The organism is Ruegeria sp. BB7, from assembly GCF_056539365.1.
The window spans coordinates 1-22281 of sequence record NZ_JBQFUV010000010.1; the positions used below are offsets into that span (position 1 = coordinate 1).

11 protein-coding genes and 1 tRNA gene are annotated in these 22281 nt (G+C 52.5%); 4 read left to right on the top strand and 8 right to left on the bottom strand.

Features of this window, described 5'->3' with window-relative positions; all coding sequences use genetic code 11:
- Positions 1–111: 111 nt before the first annotated feature.
- The 7 genes from ACR0D7_RS14540 to ACR0D7_RS14570 all read right to left on the bottom strand — a co-directional run bounded on the left by ACR0D7_RS14540 (position 112) and on the right by ACR0D7_RS14570 (position 16284).
- Positions 112–1428: an HlyD family type I secretion periplasmic adaptor subunit gene (locus ACR0D7_RS14540; protein WP_480679630.1), complete on the bottom strand. Its 1317-nt coding sequence runs from the start codon at positions 1426–1428 to the stop codon at positions 112–114.
- Entirely contained in the window at positions 1429–3090 is a 1662-nt protein-coding gene (locus ACR0D7_RS14545) for a type I secretion system permease/ATPase (protein WP_480679631.1), read from the bottom strand.
- Positions 3091–3324: 234 nt separating this feature from the next.
- On the bottom strand, positions 3325–11619 hold the full coding sequence (locus ACR0D7_RS14550) for an Ig-like domain-containing protein (protein ID WP_480679632.1): 8295 nt from the start codon (positions 11617–11619) through the stop codon (positions 3325–3327).
- A gap of 436 nt (positions 11620–12055) precedes the next feature.
- Positions 12056–12709, bottom strand: coding sequence for a hypothetical protein (locus ACR0D7_RS14555; protein WP_480679633.1), 654 nt, complete (start codon positions 12707–12709; stop codon positions 12056–12058).
- 106 nt (positions 12710–12815) lie between these two features.
- Complete coding sequence (locus ACR0D7_RS14560) at positions 12816–13460, bottom strand: hypothetical protein (RefSeq protein ID WP_480679634.1); 645 nt, start codon at positions 13458–13460, stop codon at positions 12816–12818.
- A 974-nt stretch (positions 13461–14434) separates the two neighbouring features.
- Complete coding sequence (locus tag ACR0D7_RS14565; protein WP_480679635.1) at positions 14435–14563, bottom strand: hypothetical protein; 129 nt, start codon at positions 14561–14563, stop codon at positions 14435–14437.
- Positions 14564–15339: 776 nt separating this feature from the next.
- Positions 15340–16284 (bottom strand): isopenicillin N synthase family dioxygenase, encoded by a 945-nt coding sequence (locus tag ACR0D7_RS14570; protein WP_480679636.1) that lies wholly within the window; start codon positions 16282–16284, stop codon positions 15340–15342.
- Between the two features lie 452 nt (positions 16285–16736).
- On the opposite strand from ACR0D7_RS14570, the gene ACR0D7_RS14575 reads away from it, so the two are divergent.
- Complete coding sequence (locus tag ACR0D7_RS14575; RefSeq protein WP_170384535.1) at positions 16737–17207, top strand: aminoacyl-tRNA deacylase; 471 nt, start codon at positions 16737–16739, stop codon at positions 17205–17207.
- Between the two features lie 322 nt (positions 17208–17529).
- Here ACR0D7_RS14575 and ACR0D7_RS14580 read toward each other — a convergent pair.
- Positions 17530–17614: transfer RNA gene (locus ACR0D7_RS14580), tRNA-Leu, on the bottom strand.
- A gap of 499 nt (positions 17615–18113) precedes the next feature.
- Between ACR0D7_RS14580 and ACR0D7_RS14585 the strand changes: the two genes are divergently transcribed.
- The 3 genes from ACR0D7_RS14585 to ACR0D7_RS14595 are packed head-to-tail and all read left to right on the top strand — an operon-like array spanning position 18114 to position 22275.
- Positions 18114–18530 (top strand): hypothetical protein, encoded by a 417-nt coding sequence (locus ACR0D7_RS14585; RefSeq protein ID WP_368039667.1) that lies wholly within the window; start codon positions 18114–18116, stop codon positions 18528–18530.
- Positions 18531–18532: 2 nt separating this feature from the next.
- Entirely contained in the window at positions 18533–20542 is a 2010-nt protein-coding gene (locus ACR0D7_RS14590) for a dynamin family protein (RefSeq protein WP_480679637.1), read from the top strand.
- An 8-nt stretch (positions 20543–20550) separates the two neighbouring features.
- Entirely contained in the window at positions 20551–22275 is a 1725-nt protein-coding gene (locus tag ACR0D7_RS14595; protein WP_480679638.1) for a dynamin family protein, read from the top strand.
- Positions 22276–22281: the final 6 nt, after the last annotated feature.

The following is a 22281-nucleotide window of genomic DNA, read 5'->3' on the forward strand; positions in this document are numbered from 1 at the left end:
CACTTCCTGATCATTGAGGAACAAGGCCCAGTGCCAACAGTTTGAGACCGATCACCGACAAGTATCCCTAAAGCCTCAGGGAAACGGCAGCGCATCACTGCGCTGCCGCTTTTATTCGCGGAACGCCTTCGTGAAATAATCTGCCAGCGGTTTTACAAGGTAAGACAGCGGCGTGCGCTCGTCGGTTTTGATCAAGGCTTCGACAGGCATACCCGGCAACAATACCTGACCGTTTAGCCGGTCGTGTTGATCCGGGTCCAGACCAAGTTCAGCACGGTAATAACTGAACCCGGTGTTTTCGTCAGTAAACACATCGGCTGAAACCGTGATGACATGCCCATCCAGTTCAGGGGTCAGGCGCTGGTTGAAGGCCGGAAACCGCAGTGCCACTGGCTGTCCGACATAAAGCTGGTCAATATGGATGGCATCGACTTGAGCTGCTACCAGAAGAGGCGTGTCCTGAGGTACCACATACATCATGGGTTCGGCTGGCTGGATCACTGACTGAAGGGCAAAAACCTGACTACCATGCACGGTTCCAGCCACCGGCGCTCGGATATCAAGACGTGACAGACGTTCGGTCAGGGACAAAAGTCGTTCTGTGAGTTCGATCTCGTTGTAATTGAGATCCCGCAATGTTGTAATTGCTTCTTCCCTGCGTGAGGCATGCAGGCGCAGGATCTCGATCTCAGTGGTGGCAATCTGACCTTTCAGCCGGGCAACTCCAGCTTCAAGTTGGCCAATTTCCCCATTCAGCCTGGCCTCTTCCCGCTGCAAGGACGAGACGCGGCTGGCCGGTGTAAGCCCCTTTTGAAACAGCACCTTCTGGTCTGCTAGCTCATTGGCAATCAATTCGACCTGACGACGCAGAGCGACCAATTCCGCCTGAGTACCCAGAATTTCATTCTCAGTCTGCTTCCGCTGCTCTTGCATCTGCTCTGACTGTTGTGACAGCGTCTCATGCCTTGCATGAAACAAGCGGCTTTGACCGGCCAACAGATCTTCAGGAATGGACGTCTCAGCTTGAAGCGCAGCAAAGGCCCCTTCAAGCTCCGACCCCTCGGCGCCATCACGCTCCGCCTCCAGGCGAACTTTGCGAGCGCGCAGTTCAAATAGCTGGCTTTCTACCACCACCTTTTCCGACGCCAGAAAGGTCTCGTCCAGACGCAGCAAGAGATCTCCGGCCGCAACCTTATCTCCGTCACGAACATGGATCTGCCCAACCACACCACCGTCGGGATGCTCGACAACCTGACGATTGGTCTGCACTTCAACAACACCGGTGGAAACGATGGCTCCAGCCAGCCGGGTCTGTGTGCTCCACACACCAAGCCCACCGACAAGTACAGTCAGAGCAATAAGGCCAACTAACGTGGGTAGCGTAATGCGCCATACCGGACGGGCAGGCTGAACATCAGAAACTGTCATCTACTCCCCCACCATGGCGAATTGCTTCTTGATAACACCTGCGTTCTCAACCATCGCATTGAGCACTTCGTCTCGCTCTCCGCTTTTGATAATCTGACCTTGCTCCATCACGGCCAGACGGTTGCATTCAGAAATCGCCTGCGGTCGGTGCGTCATGATGATCACGGATTTGCCGGCAGCCTTCATATCCCGAACAGCAATATTCAGAGCCTGTGTCCCCTCCCCGTCCAAAGCGGAATTGGGTTCGTCGAGGATCAGCAGCACCGGATCACCGTAAAGAGCGCGTGCCAAAGCAATCCGTTGTTTCTGACCACCGGACAACTGGCTGTCATTACCTTCCAGAAACGTGTCATACCCTTTGTCCAGGCTCAGGATCAGTTCATGCGCCCCGGCCTTTTTTGCGGCATCTATGACCTGGTCGGCATCGGGGTTTTCAGCCATCCGTGCAATGTTTTCCGCCACAGATCCGTTGAACAACGTCACCTGCTGCGGCAGGTAACCAATGTGACGGCCAAGGTCTTTGGCATCATATTGATCCAGCGTAGCGCCACCCAGACGGATTTCACCCGATGCTGGCGGCCAAAGCCCCAGCAATGCCTTGGCCAGCGTTGATTTGCCTGACCCGCTCTTACCGATCACACCAAGAACCTCACCTTCCGCGATCTGAAACGATATGCTGCGCAGGGTCGGTCTGGCGGCACCCGGTGGAACTACGGCAAGGCCATGAACCTTCAACTCAGCTGCCGGAGTCGGCAACTTTGTTTTATCTGGCTCGGGCGGGGTCGCATCCAGAAACCGGTTCAGCGCAACCCATGCCGAGCGCGCGCGCTCAACCAGGGTCCATTGTCCGATAGCCTGCTCGATGGGAGCGAGCGCCCGCCCCAACAGGATCGAACCAGCTATCATCGCCCCAGCGGTCATTTCGTTCTGCAAGACCAGCCAGGCGCCCAAGGCGAGCATTGCCGATTGCAGGAACAGCCTGAGCGACTTGGTAAGGGCCGTGAAGCTACCGGTCCAATCGCTGGCGGCAATCGTCTGACCAAGAGCATCGGATCGCTGCCGCAACCAGCGCGTGGTCATGACCCGCTGCATGCCCTGGGAGCGCACCTCTTCAGAGGCTTGTCGTGCATGTTCGGAAAACGCATTGGCCCGCGCCGAAGCACCTTGTGCTTTGGCCACTTTCTGATGTGTGAGCATCTGATTGAGCAGCGCCACGACAATCAGAACAGTACCACCTGCAACAGCCAGCCAACCCAGCATCGGGTGGAAGAAGAAGATCGCGGCGACAAATACGGGCGTCCATGGAATATCCATCAGGGCCAGTAAGACCGGTGAAGAACACAGCATCTGGATGGATTCCAGATCTCGCAGGGCCGTTGCCGGTGCGGAACGTATCTGCGGATGGATCGACCGCCGCAGGGTCGCATCAAACACACGTTCATCCAGTTCGCTTTGGAATCGGGCACCAAACCGCGCCACGATGCGACCCCGCGCAAAATCCAACATCGCCATCAGCCCGTAAAGCAGTGCCACCAGCAAAAACAGCGCCGTCAGCGTCTCCACCGACCGTGAGCCCAGCACCCGATCATAGACCTGAAGCATGAATAAAGGTCCGGTCAGCATCAGCAGATTTGCGAAGACACTGAAGAAAAACGTCAACATAAGAAACCGTAGGCCGCGATTGCGGGCCTGGCGAAGTTCATGGCGTGGGAGGGCGCCGGGAGGGGTAGTCGTGTTCAAGGGAGGAATAATTTCTTGTTGGTGAGGCACACGTTATGAGCACGGTGCAATAAAAATTTTCGCCAAATCTGGTGGCCAAGTTCTCGCAGCACAGAGCACGCGCACAATCGCGTATTCAAGGAAAGGCCCCGCAAGTTCGCGGGGCCATATATTGTATCAAACAAACGAGAACTGGTCCTCGGTCAATGATGCAAGAGCGATGTCCAGAAGGTCGACGGAACCAGAACCCCATTCTACCTGTGTGCCAGAGCCAGTGTCAGAAAATACCAGTTCAGCGTAGGTGCTGCCTGCCAGCTCTATTGTGTCGACATCCAACTCGAAGTCTGTGATCTGGTCGGTCCCCTCAGGTTCCAGGGCATTGAATACAAATACATCTGCTCTGGCGCCCCCTGTCATAATCTCGTCGACTTCTGTACTGACTAACCGGTCCTTGCGATCAGTTCCCATGACCTCGACAGGTTCAGAGATTGTGGGTTCAGTGTTGAACTCCGCGAAGGATGAGCTGCTGACCGAAGCCACGACGTCGATAAACACAGAACCCGTAGAACTGGTTCCACCGAAATCGGTCACCGTGTAAACCATCTCGACGACGCCCGTGTAATTGTCCAGCGCTTGATACTGGATCTTACCATCCACAAACTGAATGCTTTGGGCAGTGGTTGGTGCGACGTTTGAGATATAGATACCGTCACCATCCGGATCGCTATCGTTGGCCAGGGCGTCGATCAAGATCGTCCCACCACTTTCGACAGTCACATAATCGTCGACAACAATTGGGGCGCCTTCCTGAACTTCTGCGACGTCAATCTGGACGGAGGCCGTAGCAGTACCGCCCGCTCCATCAGAAATCGTGTAGCTGATCGTATCAGTCCCAAAGTAATCGGTGTTCGGGGTATAGCGGATTTGCCCGGCTTCAATCACCGCCGTTCCATTGAGTGCAGCAGTGATAGAGGAAATACTCAAGGTTCCGCCGCCCGCATCATCATTAGCCAGAACATCAATCAGGACCGTGTCATTCTCGTCTACTGATGCCGTATCGTTGTTGGCAATAGGACCAGAGTTCGGGGCTACGACGTCGATGAATACTGTGCCTGTGGTGCTGTTTCCATCAAAGTCGGACACGGTGTAGTCCATCTCGACGACGCCGGTGTAATTGTCCAGCGCCCCATATTCGATTTTGCCGTCCACGAACTGAAGGCTTTTGGCAATAGTCGGCGCGACACTTGAGATATAGATATACCCGCCATCTGAATCGCTGTCATTTGCCAGTGCATCGATCAGAATAATGCCACCGCTGACAACGGTCACATAGTCATCAACAACTATGGGCGCACCATTTGGCACGGCGGTGACGTCAATTTGGACGGATGCCGTCGCCGTTCCGCCCGCTCCATCAGAAATCGTGTAGCTGATCGTATCGGTTCCACTGAAGCCAGCATTCGGCGTGTAGCGGATTTGTCCTGCTTCAAGGCTGGCCGTACCGTTCGTTGCTTCTGTGACGTCAGTAATGGTCAGTGTATCGCCATCAGCGTCACTGTCATTGGCCAGAACATCAATCAGTACGGTTCCGTCCTGGGTCAGGCTGGCTGTATCATCCACGGCAACAGGCGTTACATTCCCCGTCGTGATCGTGACCGTTACCGTCGCAGTATCCACACCGCCATTACCGTCATCGACGGTATAGGTCAGCGTCTCACTACCAGTGAACCCGGCATTCGGCGTGTACCGAATCTGACCCGCTTCGATGGCAGCTGTGCCATTGGCTGCACCTGTCACATCGGTAATGGTCAGCGTATCGCCATTCGCGTCACCGTCGTTTGCCAGAACATCGATCAGCACCGTTCCGTCCTGGGTCAGGCTTGCTGTATCATCCACAGCCACTGGTGCGACATTCCCAGCCGTGACTGTGACCGTCACGGTGGCTGTGTCAACACCACCGTTGCCGTCATCGACGGTATAGGTCAGCGTCTCGTTGCCAGAAAAACCAGCATTCGGGGTATACCGAATTTGGCCAGCTTCGATGGCAGCTGTGCCATTGGTTGCCCCTGATACGGCGGTGAGTGTCAGCGCGTCACCCTCTGCGTCACTGTCATTGGCAAGAACATCAATAAGAACTGTCCCATCCGGGGCAAGGCTGGCACTATCGTCTACCGCGATTGGGGCATCATTCACTGGCGTCACCGTGATGCTCACAGTAGCTGTTGTGGTTCCGCCGTTTCCATCTGCAACCGTGTAGGTCAGGGTCTCCGAGCCGTTGAAATCTGAACCTGGCGTGTACCGGATCTGACCGGCCTCGATCACGGCCGTTCCGTTGGTTGCTCCTGTCACCGCAGTAATTGTCAATGCATCGCCGTCAACGTCACTGTCATTGGCAAGCACATCGATGAGAATAGTGCCATCTTCGGCAATACTGGTGACATCGTCCTGTGACAACGGTGCGTCGTTTTGAGATGTCACAGTAACAGTCACGGATGCAGTACCAGTTCCCCCCAATCCATCATCGACTGTGTAGGTCAAGGTTTCAGTGCCATTGAAATCTGCGTTTGGTGTATACCGAATCTGACCGGCTTCGATGCTGACAGTACCATTCGTTGCACCTGTCACATCCGTGATGGTCAACGTGTCACCATCAACGTCGCTGTCATTGGCAAGCACATCGATCAGAACCGAGCCATCTTCGGCGACGCTGGCCGCATCGTCCACTACAGTTGGTGCATTGTTGCCGTATGCAGGGTCGGAGCGAAGCAGAAGTTCAGCGTGATCCCAAGTGGTGCCGTCGTCGAACTGGACTTCATCAACGGACGCCAGAGCATCGATTGCACTGTTTTCCAATGTGACCGTTTCACCTGTCGCCGTGATCGTCAGAACGATGTTGTCACCATCCAGAGCGACGGTCACCTCATCGGGCAGAATACCTGCGCCAAATCGCAGAACGTCGATTTCAGCACTGTTGGTTCCACCGTCGCGAATGGTGTCGTTCCCATCGCCAAGCGCATAGTCATAGATATCTTCACCTGCCAGACCGTCAACAATGTCGTCACCCGCGCCCCCTGAAATCTGGTTGTTTCCATCCGACCCGGTCAGCACGTCGTTCCCGGAACCGCCAATGATGTTTTCGAAGTTGAGAACCTGTTCGGTGTGTCCATCCTCAAAGACAACCGTTTCCTGAGACAAATTCATCGCAAAATTTGTACTGGTGTAGGAGAAATCTATGGTGTCATCGCCATCGCCGCCGTCGAAGAAATCATACCCAAGACTGCCATTGATGTGGTCGTTTCCGGTCCCTCCAAAATGGTTATCGTCACCGTCGCCGCCATCAATCGTATCATTCCCAGAACCGCCATAGAATGTTTCATCGGCAGTGGTGCCTGTCAGTACATCATTCCCGCCGTTCCGGGCGATGCCTGTCCATTCGGACACCGAGACACCCGTCAGCAGAATTGTGTCATTCACCCCGTAGGAGATCAGTGCGTTTTGCCCCTGTTTGGACACCGAGATACCAGCAGGCGGATTGGACGGGTCAAAAACCATTCCGTTAATCACGATGAAGTCGCTGTTTGGATCAAAGTCAGTGACAGTATCCTGACCGTCACCATCACTGAACTCGAAGATGTCCCAATCCGTTCCGCCCGTCAGCGTGTCAGTTCCAGCTCCGCCGATGAGCGTATCGTGGCCGACTTGACCATCTATGACATTGCTACCGGACGTACCTGTGATCCGATTGTTCCCGGAACCGCCGATCACGTTCTCGATATTGGTCATAGATTCCTGACCGCCGCCCTCAAAAGTCGCCGTTCCTGCTGATAGATCAAGCGCCACATTGTTGGACGTGTAGGTGAAATCAATCGTATCGTTCCCTTCGCCACCGTCGAAGCTGTCATCGCCGATATTGGCAATCAGAAGGTCATCTCCGGCACCGCCGAAATGGTCATCGTCACCGTCACCACCGTTCAGAACATCGTTGTCTTCATCACCGTAGAGCTGGTCGTTTCCGTCGTTGCCATTCAGCTCATCATTTCCTGAACCGCCGCTGAGCCAGTCATTACCATCCCAGGCAACGATGAGGTCGTCACCTGCCTCACCGTAATGCGTGTCATCGCCAACACCACCGCGGACTTCATCATTGCCTTCGCCACCGAAGAGGGTGTCATTGCCAGCGTCCCCGAAAAGGTAATCGTCTCCAAGCAACCCGTACATGGTTTCACTCAGACCCGTCCCGGCATAACTGTCGTCTCCGGACGTGCCAGCATAACGTGTACTGGAATAAAGAGCTCCAATGTCGACAACCGTTCCGTCGGCAAACTCCATGAACTCTACGGCTTGGTTGTTGCCTCCAGATGTAAAGAAGGCATCCTCAATCGTGACAGTTTGGGATGTTCCAGAGATGGACAGGACGACGTTGTCGTATCCGTCACCATCAGCATCGGATACCGAAAGAGCGATCATATCGGATGTGATACCCTCCCCAAAGACAATCCGATCTCCAAAGGAATTTCCATATCCCTCATGGATCACATCGTTTCCGTCTCCGAGATTGATCAGGTAGACGTCATCACCCTCGCGCCCTTTCAGAAGGTCATTACCTGCTCCACCAGAAAGGGTATCGACACCTTTGCCGCTAGTGAGAGTGTCATTGCCATCTTCTCCAAAGAGCTGGTTGGAACCGCTGCCTGTCACAACCAGCACATCGTCGCCGGCACCACCATAAAGCGCGTTGTCACCATAGCCATCGGTCAGAGTATCATCTCCTCCGCCCCCACGGAGAATGTCATTTCCGCCGACTCCATCGAGACGGTTGTTTCCATCGTCGCCTATCAGGACGTCTTCACCGCCGGTTCCATGAACAGCCTCAATACGGACGAGTTGTTCCAAGTCAGTTGGATTGTCCTGCCACTGAATGATACCTGCATTTAGATCGACGTAAACGCCAGGGTTTTCGCCCGGAACATCGTCCTGCTGCAATGCAACCGTATCAAAACCATCTCCGCCATCAAATATATCCTGGCCAAGCCCGCCCGTGAAATAATCGTCACCATCCCCACCTGCGAGAATGTCATCGCCATCCCCTCCGTATAGTTTGTCGTTCCCAGAACCGCCCTGTAACTCGTCTCGCCCGTTGCCGCCAGACAGGGTGTCATCTCCCTGGCCACCAAGCAAAAGGTCATCTCCGTCATCACCTGTCAGCCAGTCGCTTCCACCGTCACCGATGAGGATGTCGTCACCGGACGTACCCGTGAAGTTATCGGCCCCAGGTGTTGGCAGAAAATTATTGTCGGCCGCATGTTTCCAGGCCTCAAGGGAGATATCTTCCAGAACAATGGCGTCATCGCCCCCAAACATGATATGGGTGTCTCCGTTGATTTCCTGGATGGTGACATGTGCTGCTGGATTGTTCGGATTGACAAAAATTTCATCGACCAGAATTAAGGATGTGGCGATGTTGAAATTGGCAATTCGAGTTTCCGTAGCGTTATCCGGATCAGTACTGGCCAGAAACACATTCTGCTCCAGATGCAAAGCGTCCGGGTTGCTCGCAGCACCGTCCACAACCAGCGTTATGGAGCCAGTCTTCTCAACACCGGTTGAATCCGTGGCCGTGTACGTCACGACCTCGGTGACGGTTTGACCCGGTTCCAGCCACGCGTAGGCACCCCCCTGGTCAAACTCCAACGTTCCGTCCGCAAGCAATGTCAGGGTTGCACCGGAGTTCAGCCGGATTGAACTGCCAGGGGACATGGCGGTTCCACCAACCGTCACAACCGAAACCGGATCACCGGTCAGCCCCAGATCATTTGCAACGACATCAACAACATCCGAACCGCCTTCATCTACCCGGAAGTAATCATCGTTGACTCCGAATTCTGTCAGAATTGAACCAGCGATGTCGGCATAGGAAATCGTACTATCGTTGAATTCAATAAACTCGACATCGTAACCAATGATGAAACTACCGTCGTCCATCGACGAGACATAATCAGGGTGCGTCGTATCAATGGTGACTCGGATTCCGCCGTCGACAGCCTCATAGCTTACCATAGTGCTCAGGGCATTGATCTTGGCCGTATCTACACCGGTTCCGCCATGGAGATGGTTTTCACCGCTGCCGCCAATCAGGGCGTCGTCGCCACCGCCGCCGTGAATGACGTCATTGCCATCACCGCCATTCAGGACGTTGTCGACAGCGTTTCCAGTGATAACATCGTCGCCGCTGCCCGCGTTGACGTTCTCGATTGAGACCAGTTGGACTTCATCACCGGATTCTGCCCAAACGGCCTGCCCGGTTGTGAGATCGATTACCGCATCCATCGGCGTTTGGGTTTCAAAGGTGTCGATACCTGCGCCACCGTCATAAATACCGTTTCCGGATTCATGGATGGTGGTGCTCCCATCCGGCTGCCATACATATCCTGCGTTAATCAGAAGGTCGTCACCGTCACCACCATACAGGCCGTCGTAACCTGTCTGGGTTTCTAGAATGTCGTTTCCGGCTCCACCGCGCAGGACGTTATCCTGATCGTCGCCAACAAGGACATCGTCAAAATCCGAGCCGGTCAGGTTTTCAATGGACACCAACGTGTCCCCGACCTCCTCTCCGGTAGCGCCACTCAACGCGCCTGCCACGCTAACGCGTACGCCGGACGTGGCGTTTTCGTAGGAAGCAGTATCCTGGCCAGAACCGCCGTCTAGATAATCGGCGTCTTCCCCCCCAATCATCACATCGTTGGCACCACCGCCATACATGACATCAGCAAGGTTGCCGCCAAGCAGGATTTCTGACTCGATAGACCCATAGAGTTCATTGCTGGCAGTCAATTCGCCTTCGATGGTTTGAGTTGGAACAGAGCGTTCTGCTTCCAGGGCACCCAACGCGGCAAATGCATTGCTGCTCAGCGTGCTGTTTTCGAAGGTGTAGTAGTTGGTTGAGGGATCCAGGAATTGCGTAGGCCAATCGACTAACCCGTCGTCAAACTCCAGCATAAACGGAACGCCCATACCTGCTTCAGCCCCAACAGGTATGCCATCCTCGCCTGCGTAAAAATGCCCGTGAACGTTTTGGACCGTCAAACTGCTTCCGGTTGCATTAACGATTATCTCAACCGTACCCACTGTCGAATAAATTTCGAAAGGAATCGGATCTAGCCACGGGTTTATATAATATTCGCCAGTGCCAGTCTGACTTGCGGAGTAATTGTACTTGAATGTGACGTCCGAACTGCTGATCCCCTCGAACTTCACCAGGTTGACGCTGGAGTTATCTGAATCGATCAAATCATGACCGATATAGGTATCAGGATCACCGCTGTTTTCTTGCAGGACAATTGTAAGTTTGTCGTTTTCGGACTGAACTGCGTTGTCCACCGCCATGTAGATGTCGTTGCCCGCGCCGCCGTAAAACGTATCGGTCCCACCGGAGTAAACCAGAATGTCCGACCCAGCACCGCCTTCTACCGTGTCGTTACCGGTGCCGTCGTAGGCAAAAAGGCGCGCTTCGTATTGCTCAGGTGTCTCGTTTTCCTCGTCACTGGCATAATCCGCACCACGGTCGAAAATCCAGTCCGCACCGTCCCCACCCTGAAGATCGTCACTCCCTGTACCGCCATGGATTTCGTCGTGGCCTTCGCCACCATCTATCGTATCGCCGCCTTCACCCCCGCGCAGGATATTGCGGCCACTTCCTCCAATGATTGTGTCTCCGACGCCAGAACCTGTTGCGTTCTCAATATTTGCAAAGACAATTTGAGCATCCGTTGAATTGTCCGCTCCACCAGAAGCACCTGTAACGAACCCAAAGTCATCTTCGGTTTCAAACACTATTTTGACTCCGCTCCCTTCAATTTCAGATAAGTCGATTGTATCACCGCTTACTTCATTCACCCCATTATTGCCGTCAAACTGGAGCGGATCGGATGACGATAAAGACGCTAGAATTCCTTGAAATATGTACACATCGTCAAATGTTGTTCCAGAAACCATCTCGATGGCAGAGAGGACGTCCATGCCACCAAGGCCATCATCTACTGTACCGGATTTTGTGGCGTTCATTGTGGCCACGATGCCTTGATTTCGATCATCAACAGAGTGGTCTTGTATTTGCGCGTACTCCGCAGTGTCAAAGTCATTTCCGCCATTCAATACATCATTGCCACGGCCGCCAATCAGGATGTCGTCTCCGTCTCCGGCAGAATAGTTATCATCACCGTTTCCTGCTGAAAAACTGTCGTCACCATCGCCTGTTTGCAGGAAGTCATCACCGTCTGTCCCTTCGAGTTCAGACAGGGAAAACGTGATTTCCTGACCAATAACTCCATATCCATCAGTAAGAATATTGCGATCTGACCCAGGAATCTCTTCGTAAAGATCTTCAAACGCTAAGATTCCTGCGCCAAGAATACTAGCCGCATTTGAAAGCCCAAAAGGATCGGGGCCAATTACGTCATCTGGTGTTGCCAAGGGAATAAGACTTTGGACATCGATCCCAATCATCCAAAGCAATGTATTGATGTATGAATTGCTGTTTTGACCTAATCCGTACAGGTAATCCGGCTGATCTTCTACGAATTTTTGATGAACTTTGAGCAAAAGATCCCACACATGATCTGGATCTCTATCACCAATATCTACGTCGATAATTTGATATTTGTCTCCTGGTTCGTCAGTGCCTGTCGTATTTTCTTGATCTGCATCTGCATGCTCTCGCGCAGGCGGGTAAGCAAATGTGATATTACTTCCAATCGCCCAATCAGCGCTCGTGTAAGGTGCTTGAACTTCTATTTCTTGACCTTTGTACACAAGTTGAAGATGACCGTAGTGAAGACCCACCGCTCCCATTGATTCAATATAATTTACCGCAAGCTGCAACTTAGCCATTCCAATATCCTTTAACTAACTATTTTGAAGGGATTACAATCTGAGCCTCAACAAAATCTCCTGCCGCTGAAAAGCCCAAAATCAACTCGTATTGCAAAACTAAATCAAAGCCGGTCAGGTTCCTTAGTACAGAAGGATTTACTTCCCTGTATTGCTCAACTGTCCAAACGGCAGACATCCTTGAAATAGGTTCTGTTTCAAATTTTGGCACATATTTTTCGCTCCAGAATCTCTTATTCTCACCAACCTCGAAGCCGTGGTATTCCAACCACTCCTGGATCCTTTTAATGTCTTTTAGGCTTCGAAAAATACGAAATAGACACACCTCTGCCGTACTTCCGGCACCAACATTTTCCCAGTCAATCTTTAAAAGATTTGGGTTATTCCTGCTTCTTTCTTTTGTTATTAGACAATCGCGAACATTAGGATAATTCTGAATACCGTTTTGATACTGCTTCCAACGGGATCGCTCCTCATTCATTGGGTAACCTAAAAAAAGAAATGGATCGGTTTGCTGAGTGGACAGGTAGTCAAACTTTATCACACAGCTGTCGTCTGCACGGCAAAGCTCCCAGACACCACTGGAACCGTCTCCGGGCAACACCGCATCCGCACCACCAAACCAGATGAGCAGAGTAGCGAAACCTAAAATTTCAGTTCGGTACTTCTTCATTTCCTTCACCTTCAGGAACAAAAAAACAGGTAAAGGTGGCGGTAAGGGTTGTTATCGATCCTTAGGCCACGATGTTCCAGATAAATAGGCATCCAAATCTCCTGAACTACTTTGTGCCGCCACCCAGAATGCGAGTGATTGTTGAATTTGATAATTTGAACCTTGCGATTGTCGCACACCGCCCCAAGAGAAGGCGGTCGACAAGTCTCTGTGGACGCGCGCAGAAACTTATCTCTTTGTTGTACTGGTAGCCGCCGTGCCCGAAGCTACTTTGCGTTTCAGGCCATGATCTTTGACTTAGAAACTGAAACCCTTGGTCTTCCATGTAGCGGGTGATTTCGGACTCTTCGCAGCTTACGCCTAGCAAAACAGCACCAAGCCGCTGGTCGTCAATTTTGCTCCCATAGCCCTCGGACACCAGCTTATGTAGATCGGTCAGGGGAGGATTCGACAAAAGTTCACTGCAATTTGGACGCTTCTCGCTGTCCCCTTGCGCCTTATGCATATTAGCCTCCTTAGCCTCCGCAAATTGTAAACTGTTTCTTAAAACGCGATGTGGCTGGTTTGTTGTGCTGCGTGTTTCTGTGATCCACCGGGACTGGCTGTCGGCATCCAGAACCAGAGGCCAACTCAACGCGCGCACCACTGAGCGTGCTTCAACCGCCTGGTTGTTACTAACCAAAGCAAACAGTGAGAAGATGAGGCACTGCGAGATACTGAGTATACGGCGGTATTTCAAATAAACTTGCACTGTCTCAGCTCCTATTTTAATAGCTGAAAGTTCATCAAACCTGAAACAACTCTGAGGCGTATGTAAAGTAAGGTTTTCCTGCATAAATGGACGATTTGTGATCGAGTGACTGCTGCTTGGTCCGGTTACCTACTGGAGGTTCCCGTCTCCTCTGGCCCAATTCAGATTTCTCGTCGGTATTAAAGAGGTTGATGCCTGTCCAATCAGGGCGAACCCTTGTAGAGCACCAGTTTTCGAAACAAGGTTTGCCAATCTGACCAATATGATGGTGACATGAGCGTGGTGTTCGGTAGACGTCTGAATACTATTCGAACAGTATTTTGCCCTTTACCATAGCTCACGAGGGGCACTTTTTCGCGCCCCTCGTACCTCGCTACCGTGTGATCTTCCAAATCTTTACAACAAGACAGGCAATCGTAAGCAGTTTAATTGTGGTGTTTAGCATGGATGCGTCCATTTCATACGGCGCCAAACGATGTGACGCTCAACGCCATAGGCTTGAGCTCCCTTCAGATCGGCCGGGCAGGAGGAGCAGTTCACCTGCGATGCTTGAAATGAGGCTGCGTATCTTGAGTTGGTTCGTTATCTTGCAGCGCAAACATTATGAAATGGATGCCATCTTCTATCTAAGATAAGGTCTGCGCTGTTGTCCGACAAGCTTTAAGCAGCGGCAGTTTCTGGAAAACGGAAATCAGCCTGATTACGCCTCACCACACATAGCCCCCAGAAAATGTCTGCGCGTCTAGTTAGGTCCTGCCCTAATTTACATCTGCAACCAGGCTGCGTTTGCAAAGAAAAATAGGTGTCAAAAAATTAGACGCTGCACTTTTTGACACTATGCAAACAGGGTGTATCCTATCTTTACAAAATGGGAAATACGAGGCAGCAGTTAGCAAATTTTGGATATGCTAGGGTTTCTACTCCAGCCCAGATCTCTGGGCTGGAAAACCAGAAGAAAATTCTCAGTGATCACTTTACCGCCCCGCAAGTTGTGCAACTTCGGTGATGACGTCGTAGGGTCGGGTCAGAATACCTGCCGGAGACTGCCTCAACAGCGCACCAATTGCTACAAGATCGGCGCCCGTATTCACGGCATCGACCATCCCGCCATATTCGAGATAAAGCCGATTTAGACACCGCCGCTCAACACTACAACCGTCAAGCAAGCATCGGAGTAATAGCCTTTTGCCTCTGCAATAGACATGCCGGCATATTGAGGGTTTTTTACTCAGTCTAACTGGAAGGTCAGCGCTGTTTCTGCAATGCCCATCTCTGACTGGGTCACCGCCAGCGACGCCACATTAGGAATGATCAATTTTCGTAGCTAGAATTTCAGGGAATGATCTAAGGCTTTGGTTTCCTGTGACACAACGCGCTCCTCTCGTTCTCATGTCTGCGAATTCGGTTAGGTGTATCGGACCGGCTTTTTGTATTGTTTCGAGAATAGAATGGCAGAACTTGCAGATCAAATATCCACACGTGGATGTTTGCTTGGAAATACTATCCATATTTTTTAAATCGCGACTGGGACCGGAAAGTCAAAGCATATAAACATCTTAACGACGGTTTTAATGCAGGCCGTATTTGATTGATGAAGGCTATGGCAATTGTTTCGAACAAAACTAGTATCTCCACTGAGTTTTGGTGGAAAATGCCTGAGCACACAGTATACCGTCGGCCATGACGTGATAGAAAGCGTCAACGCGCCGTCGAGAACAATAAAAATCCAACCCGAAAAATTTCGAACACGGGCATACGCGGTAGAAGTGATCCAGATTCTGAAAAGTGAACGGCAAGCTCACCAGTTTGGACTGTGGCACAAATCCCGCAGCCAAATATCAATGAGTCCGGCCCCTGACTACACGATAAAAAACACCTTCTAAACCACCTGATGTGCTTCATAACCTGCTTCAAGTTCGCTCTTCAAAAACGATCCGAAGTTCATCGGCTCAAATTTCGCAGGACCAGTACCAGGTAGAGGGGCAATATTCGCCGAAACATGCGGATCGAAGAAGAACGGCACAGAAAACCGCTCTCGTCCGGACGCATTTATTACACGGTGCGGAGTTGATAGAAGCCTACCATTGGACAACCGGTGCAGCATGTCCCCGACATTAACCACAAATGCGTCTTCCATTGGCGGTGCGTCCACCCAATGACCCGCCGGAGTTTGGACCTGCAAACCTCCGGCGTCGTCCTGCGCCAATAAGGTCAAACAGCCAAAGTCCTTATGAGGGGCCGATCCAAACAAATCATCTGGCGCTTGCGGTGATTGTGGCGGGTAATGGAGAAGGCGCAGCCAGATCGTAGGAGTTTGGAAAGCAGTGAGGATTGAGCGATCCGTTGCGCCAATCGCATCCAATGCCAGGCCCATCAATTTTTGCCCGAGTTCCGTCATAGCCTGTGAATAGGCCTCGCACACCTCCCGAAACCCGTCGAGGTTCGGCCACTGGTTTGGCCCGGATAGATAGACCGCAGGGTCCACCTCGGCATCTTCGCGCATCATCATGAAAGAGGCAGATTGGTTGGGTTTTGTCACCTCGGCCAAATCAGAGTTCACATCAGTTGATGTGTTGATTGCAATATAGCCGCGGTGGCGCTGGTTTAGAGAAATCCTCTGTTTTTCGAGCTCCGGCAAAGCGTGGAACTTTTTCGAGGCATCAAATACGGCGGCGCGCAACAATGGGTCGACACCGTGGTTGATAACATATCCAAAGCCGGTCTCACCGTAAGCTTTGGCGAATTCCAAAGCGAGGTTGGATGTGTCAAGGCCATCAACAAGTGGTGCAAGATCAAGTACGGGGATATCCGTAAATTCTGTCATCTGAGTTCTCCATTTTCAAATCGCTAAGAAACGTACAAATGGAGGCGCTACCCGGCGAAACGCTTGCGGCGATGAGCGCTGTGACGCTCCAAGACGACAAGATGCATGAACTCTGACATGAGTGGACGCTATAACGGAGCAAAACGTGGATCAACGCCTGTTCTGAATTCTAGTCGGAAAGCCGGCCCCCAAAGCGATTATTGGCGATCATCGTCCTTAAGGAATTCCATTCCGGATCGCTGCTACACCCAAGGCATAATGAACACTTCGGAAGTGTCCCACCGTGGAACGCTGATCATTTTTGCTTTCATATAGACATCATTGCAAATCCTGCCCCCTTGCCCGATCCGATTATTGAGCGCACAATATAGGCTCATACACCAAATTGCGCCCTGGGTGCGCACCGTGACACGCTTCGCGTCCGGGACGCCTTCTGTGAAATGGAGGGCACGATGACTATTGCATCTCGTCTGAAGCACCATCTGGACAGCCAAGGGATTCCTTTTGACACTGTTCCGCATCCATATGCCGCCACAGCAAGCGAATGCGCAGAAGCGGCACATGTACCCGGCGATCACCTTGCAAAATCCGTTGTAATACACATGGAGGAAGGCCCGCTGCTTGCGGTTCTACCCAGCAATCATCAGGTCGACCTCTCCGCTCTACAATCGATGATGGACCGCCGCCTTGGGCTGGCCCCGGAAACCGAAATGCGTGAATTGTTTGATGATTGCGCCCTTGGCGCGATACCACCTGTGGGCGACGCATATGATCTGCCGACTGTGGTGGATAACAGCCTCACCGGGCTCGACAGGATTTGGTTCGAAGCAGGAGACCACAAAACTCTGATTGAGATGCGCGGTAAGGATTTCGACATGATGATGAAGGATGTAAAACACGGTGCCTTCTGCTGCATGCACTAGGCTCCGAGGAATTTCTTCACGGATTAACCCCGCCCTGGCGGGGTTTTTCTTTGCACGTGCTATATGGCTCGTTCGATGTGAGAAACGGCAATTTATTCCCTTGCGAATAAGTACGGACTGACGTTGGGCGACCCTCGGGGGAAACAAGTTCTACAAGATGGTGAAGGCGAATCTCATCAAACTTCACTGAGAATATGAAGAGGCTCTACCAGACTTTTCAGTGGCAGAAACCGAAACCCTTTTTTCAACCCTTCGGCGCGTGAAAGAGTGAGGGGCAAAATGATAGAAAGGTAAATTATACTTCAAAATTAAAGTATTAGTTTGGTGCGGGTGGAGGGACTTGAACCCCCACGCCTTGCGGCGCCAGAACCTAAATCTGGTGCGTCTACCAATTTCGCCACACCCGCTGTACCGGCCTTGTTTGCCGGAATGCCGTGGTCAATAACAAAGCCTGTAGCGGAGTGCGAGAGGGAAATTAGCGTGCGTCCAAAAAATTTGCGCATTGCCTGGCGCCATCTTAGTGGAGGCGATTTTCACAACAAAAACCGCTCAGGTTGATGTCAATTCGATTTCAAGGTTCATTTCGCATACCCTAGGCGGTGTGGTTTTGCTTTATTTTCAGATAATGCCAGTCGAAAACTTTGATAAACATACTGCTGTAAATCAGCCGCTGCCCGACGTAGCGGCTTATGCGCCTAGTCTGTAGAAGACTATTTGTTTTCTGATAGTTAAGACCATTCGACAGGGCGCTTCTTATTTGCGCCACATTTCAAACGCCAAAAAATCTTATTCGCGTCAAAATAACACCGCCTTGCCAGTAATTGATGAAGCCCAGGAGTTACTGAGTCTTTTTGCCTGCGGGTAACGTGCCAGTTTTTGCTTAACTCAAACACAAGGGTCTTAGCCGTGATCAATACGATGAATGCCGCTGCTGCCGAGCAAGATGCCGTTGGTCTTGCACGCGAAAGTTTCCTTGGGGAATTGAAATGCCTGAACCAAAATCACCCTAACACAGGTTTTGGTGTTTCGTTGCGCACCCATTCCGGGCGTCATTACCTTCTTGCCAATTCCCGCATGCCTCTGCCCAAGACCAAATCCGAAGGTTTCCCGACCGGTCGCCGCTTGGCCATGCTGGAGAACAGTGAACAATTCAGTTCGATCGAAGTGCTGGCCGACTCTCAGGCCTACGATGAGATATCGCCAGGTGCCGAGGCAGAAATCCTGGGCAATGCTCTGAACCTGATCGCACGCATCGATATCCTGACCAGCACCCCGGACTGTCAGGATCAACATCACATCGCCGCTACCGGAACCGGAGGCTAACTATGGCGCGTAACGACCATCTTCTGTCCGTAGGCAACGAGGCGCTGACGCCGATGACTTCGGCCATGGCTTCGCTGTCGACACAGATAGACCAATTGACAGAGGTGGCCGACGCGCGATCCTCGGCCCGTCTGGCGACGCTGAAGACCCGGATGGAGAATTTCACGGCCAGTGTAACGTTGGTTGGGCAGGTCAAGGCCGGCAAATCTTCGATCGTGAACATTCTGGCGGGGCGCCCTGCCCTGCTGCCTTCGGATGTGAACCCGTGGACCTCGGTAGTAACGACGCTAAATATCAACACGCGTACCGAAGGTGACAAAAAGGCCAAATTTACTTTCTTCGAGCAGGAAGAATGGGACAACCTTATGGTTGGCGGAGGCCGTCTGGGCGAGCTGGCCAATCGTGCCGGTGCCGATGACGAGATGGAGGACATCCGCCGCCAAATCGGTGAGATGAAGGCAAAATCCGAGTCTCGTCTTGGCCAGCATTTCGACCTGATCCTGGGGCAAAGCCACCAGTATGACTATTTCGACGAAGAGCTGATCCAGCGTTATGTATGCCTGGGCGATGAGGATGACCCGGATATCAATCCGAAGACCGGCCGCTTTGCTGATGTCACCAAATCGGCGGAACTGTTCATGGACATTCCGCAGTACCCGATCTCGCTGAAACTCTGCGACACGCCGGGCGTGAACGATACTTTCATGGTGCGCGAACAGATCACGTTGCGCAGCCTGCGCGGGTCTGAGGTCTGCGTGGTTGTTTTGGCCGCAAGTCAGGCGCTGACCACGATGGATATGGCGATGATGCGGATCATCGCGCAGTTCGAAAACCGGCAGATCATCCTGTTCGTGAACCGGATTGACGAATTGGCGGACCCGGTCAACCAGGTGCCGGAAATCCGCGATCGTATTCAGGACACACTGAAACAGAACAATATCGACACCAACACAAGCGTTGTTTTCGGCAGCGCGCTTTGGGCCGAGGCTGCTCTGACGGGCAATCCCGACATTCTGAACGAGGACTCTCGTGAGGCTCTGAATACTTTCTATCTGGCTGCTGGATTTGGCGATCAGGCTCCTTCGCTTGACAAGATATGGGCGTTGTCCGGCCTGCCTGATTTGCTGTTGGCGATGAATGAACGAATTGCCGAAGGCGCAGGCAACCGCCTGCTGGACCGCGTGCGTCACCGGGCGCGTAACATCGCAAGTCAGATTCGCGCGACAGCGGTGGCAAAGAAACTGTCTGATGGTCAGGGCGTTGTGCGCGATCTTGATGGCGTGTCTCCGGAGGAAGCCATTGCGAAAGTAACCGAAGAATATGAAAAGAAGGCCGCCGCATTGACCACGTCCTTGCGTGACAAAGTGTTGGAACGGCTGAAATCGGCCGAAGACAACTTCGTCAAGCGGGCCACGGATTCTCTGATCGCGCATCTGGAAAAGAATGGCGAGCAAGGCACCTGGCAATATGCCCCGGCCGGCTTGCGAACCCTTCAAAAAGCAGCTTATTTCAGCTTTGCCCGATCGATGCGGAAAGAAGCCGGTGCGCTTTACAATACGGCAGCTTCCGACGTTGAAGCCCTGTACCAGAAGCTGTTGGGCAACCATCTTGGAGAGTTCAGCATCGAGGCGCCGATCGTCCCTCGCGTTCCACCTCCACTTGGTATCGGACGCACGATTGCTTTGGACTTGCAAAGCACGTGGTGGCGCCGTTGGTGGCAGCGTCGCAAAGGGTTCGAGGCTTACGCCGCCGACTACACTCGCCTAATCGCATCTGAGGCAAACTCGATCACCAAAGATATCGAGGAAAATCAGATTGCTGCGGTTCTGGAGAATGTCCGGGCAGGCTTGTCCGACTTTCTGCGCGAGCAAAAAGAGACTCTGCTTAATATTTCGGCCTCAGCCGAAAAGGGTCCGAACCACGCGGCTCTGACAGCAGACGCGACGCCCAAAAAATCGCGCGACGATATCTTGGGCGATATCCTGAAAGATCTAAGTAACGAGGCAGCATAAGTAGCGATATGGCAAAAGATTCACAAACCCGCTTCGTTTCTCCTAAGGCATGGAACCGCATCGAGCAGTGGTCCCGGCGCAAACCAATCTTTGCGTTGATGGGAGAATTCAGTGCCGGAAAATCAACGCTGATGAACTTCTTGCTGCGTTCACACGCGCTGCCGACACAGGTGACAGCAACGCAGCTTCCGCCGGTTTGGTTCAGCTGGGGCAAGGAATCTGCCTATGTTCAGCGCCCGGATGGCAACCGTGAATACATCACGGTTGACCAATTGGATACTGTTGGTGTGAACGATGCCCAGTTCGTTCGCATTTTCCTGGAATCCGATATTCTGGAAGCCGTGGACCTGATCGACACGCCCGGCATTTCCGACCCGAAGATTTCCAGCGATGTCTGGCGCCGTGCGGTCGGCCACGCAAATGGTGTTCTGTGGTGCACCCATGCCACTCAGGCTTGGCGCGAAACCGAGCGGGCAACTTGGGTGTCATTGCCCGAACGCCTGCAACATAACTCTCTGCTTTTGGTTACGCGCGCAGACGTGTTGGGTCTGAAAGACCGTCAAAAGGTGCTGCGGCGGGTTAATCGCGAGGCAGGCCATCTGTTCAACCGCTCGATCCTGTTCTCGGCTCGTGATGCAATCACTGCGCGCGATAAAAGCGGTGATGCCGAACTTTGGGGCCGCAGTGGTGGCGGCAAGATGGTCGACAGCTTCCTTGAGATCACCGAACAGATCATGGATAACCGCGCTGAGTTGCTGGCGCGCTATCAGATTGACAAGAGCCTGTCAGAGAGCCCCCGCGCTTATCCCGTTCGCCCGAAACGGAATGTGGTACAGGACGATGAACCAACTCCGTTGAAATTGGTTAATCCCGTTTCCGAGTCGATTTCAGAAAACGAAGTCGTCACCAACTTTCCTGTACGTCCAGCCCGTGTTGAACGCAGGACCGAAGACACAGATCGCGAAGAACGCATTGACGCTGCCGAAGCCGAACGCCTGCGCGCCGAGATGACAACCGAAACACCGACCGCGGAACCCATTCAGGAGTCCAATGAGGAAGAACTACGGGCTTTCTTTCGGGATACACCCAATAGCAGCCTGAATCTGTCGGAATATGCGGGTTCTGCAAGTGAGGAAGACTCGTTCGATTTGTTGGACGAAGATGAGTTGGAAGACGAGGATACTCTTCTATCCGAAGCAGAACCGACAGACGAAACGCAGGTTTCCACTCCGGACAAGTTCATGTCGTCGCTGGAAGGCAAACTTTCTGAAACACCTGAGCAAACCCAAGAAACGCCGGAGGAACCAGAGGAACCGCGCGCAGAGATGTCCGTTTCCTCCATTACCGCTCTGATGGCAGAGCAGGCGAAAGATGGCGAAGATGAGTATGAGCCGGAACCCGAAACCAACGGCCTGATGGATACGCAGGTTGTGCCATTGTCCAATGGCAAGACTTCGGAAGAGGCTATCTCGTGCGAAGATGAAGGTGAAAAACTTGAAGATTTGCTGAATGTTCCGGCGGGCACACCAATCAGTGCTTCGTCCATGTGGCGCGAAGTTACTCAAGACGAAGAACTGCCGGACAATGTAGAAGGCATGAAGAAAGTCTTCAAATCGTTTCTGGAAGAATACGACCAAATTGCAGCCGAGCATTTTGCGCGTCAGGCCAAAGAAACGAAGTTTCCCAGCCGGAATAGCCCGAAGAACGGCGGCGCAGAATACCATGTGTTGTGACCGGAA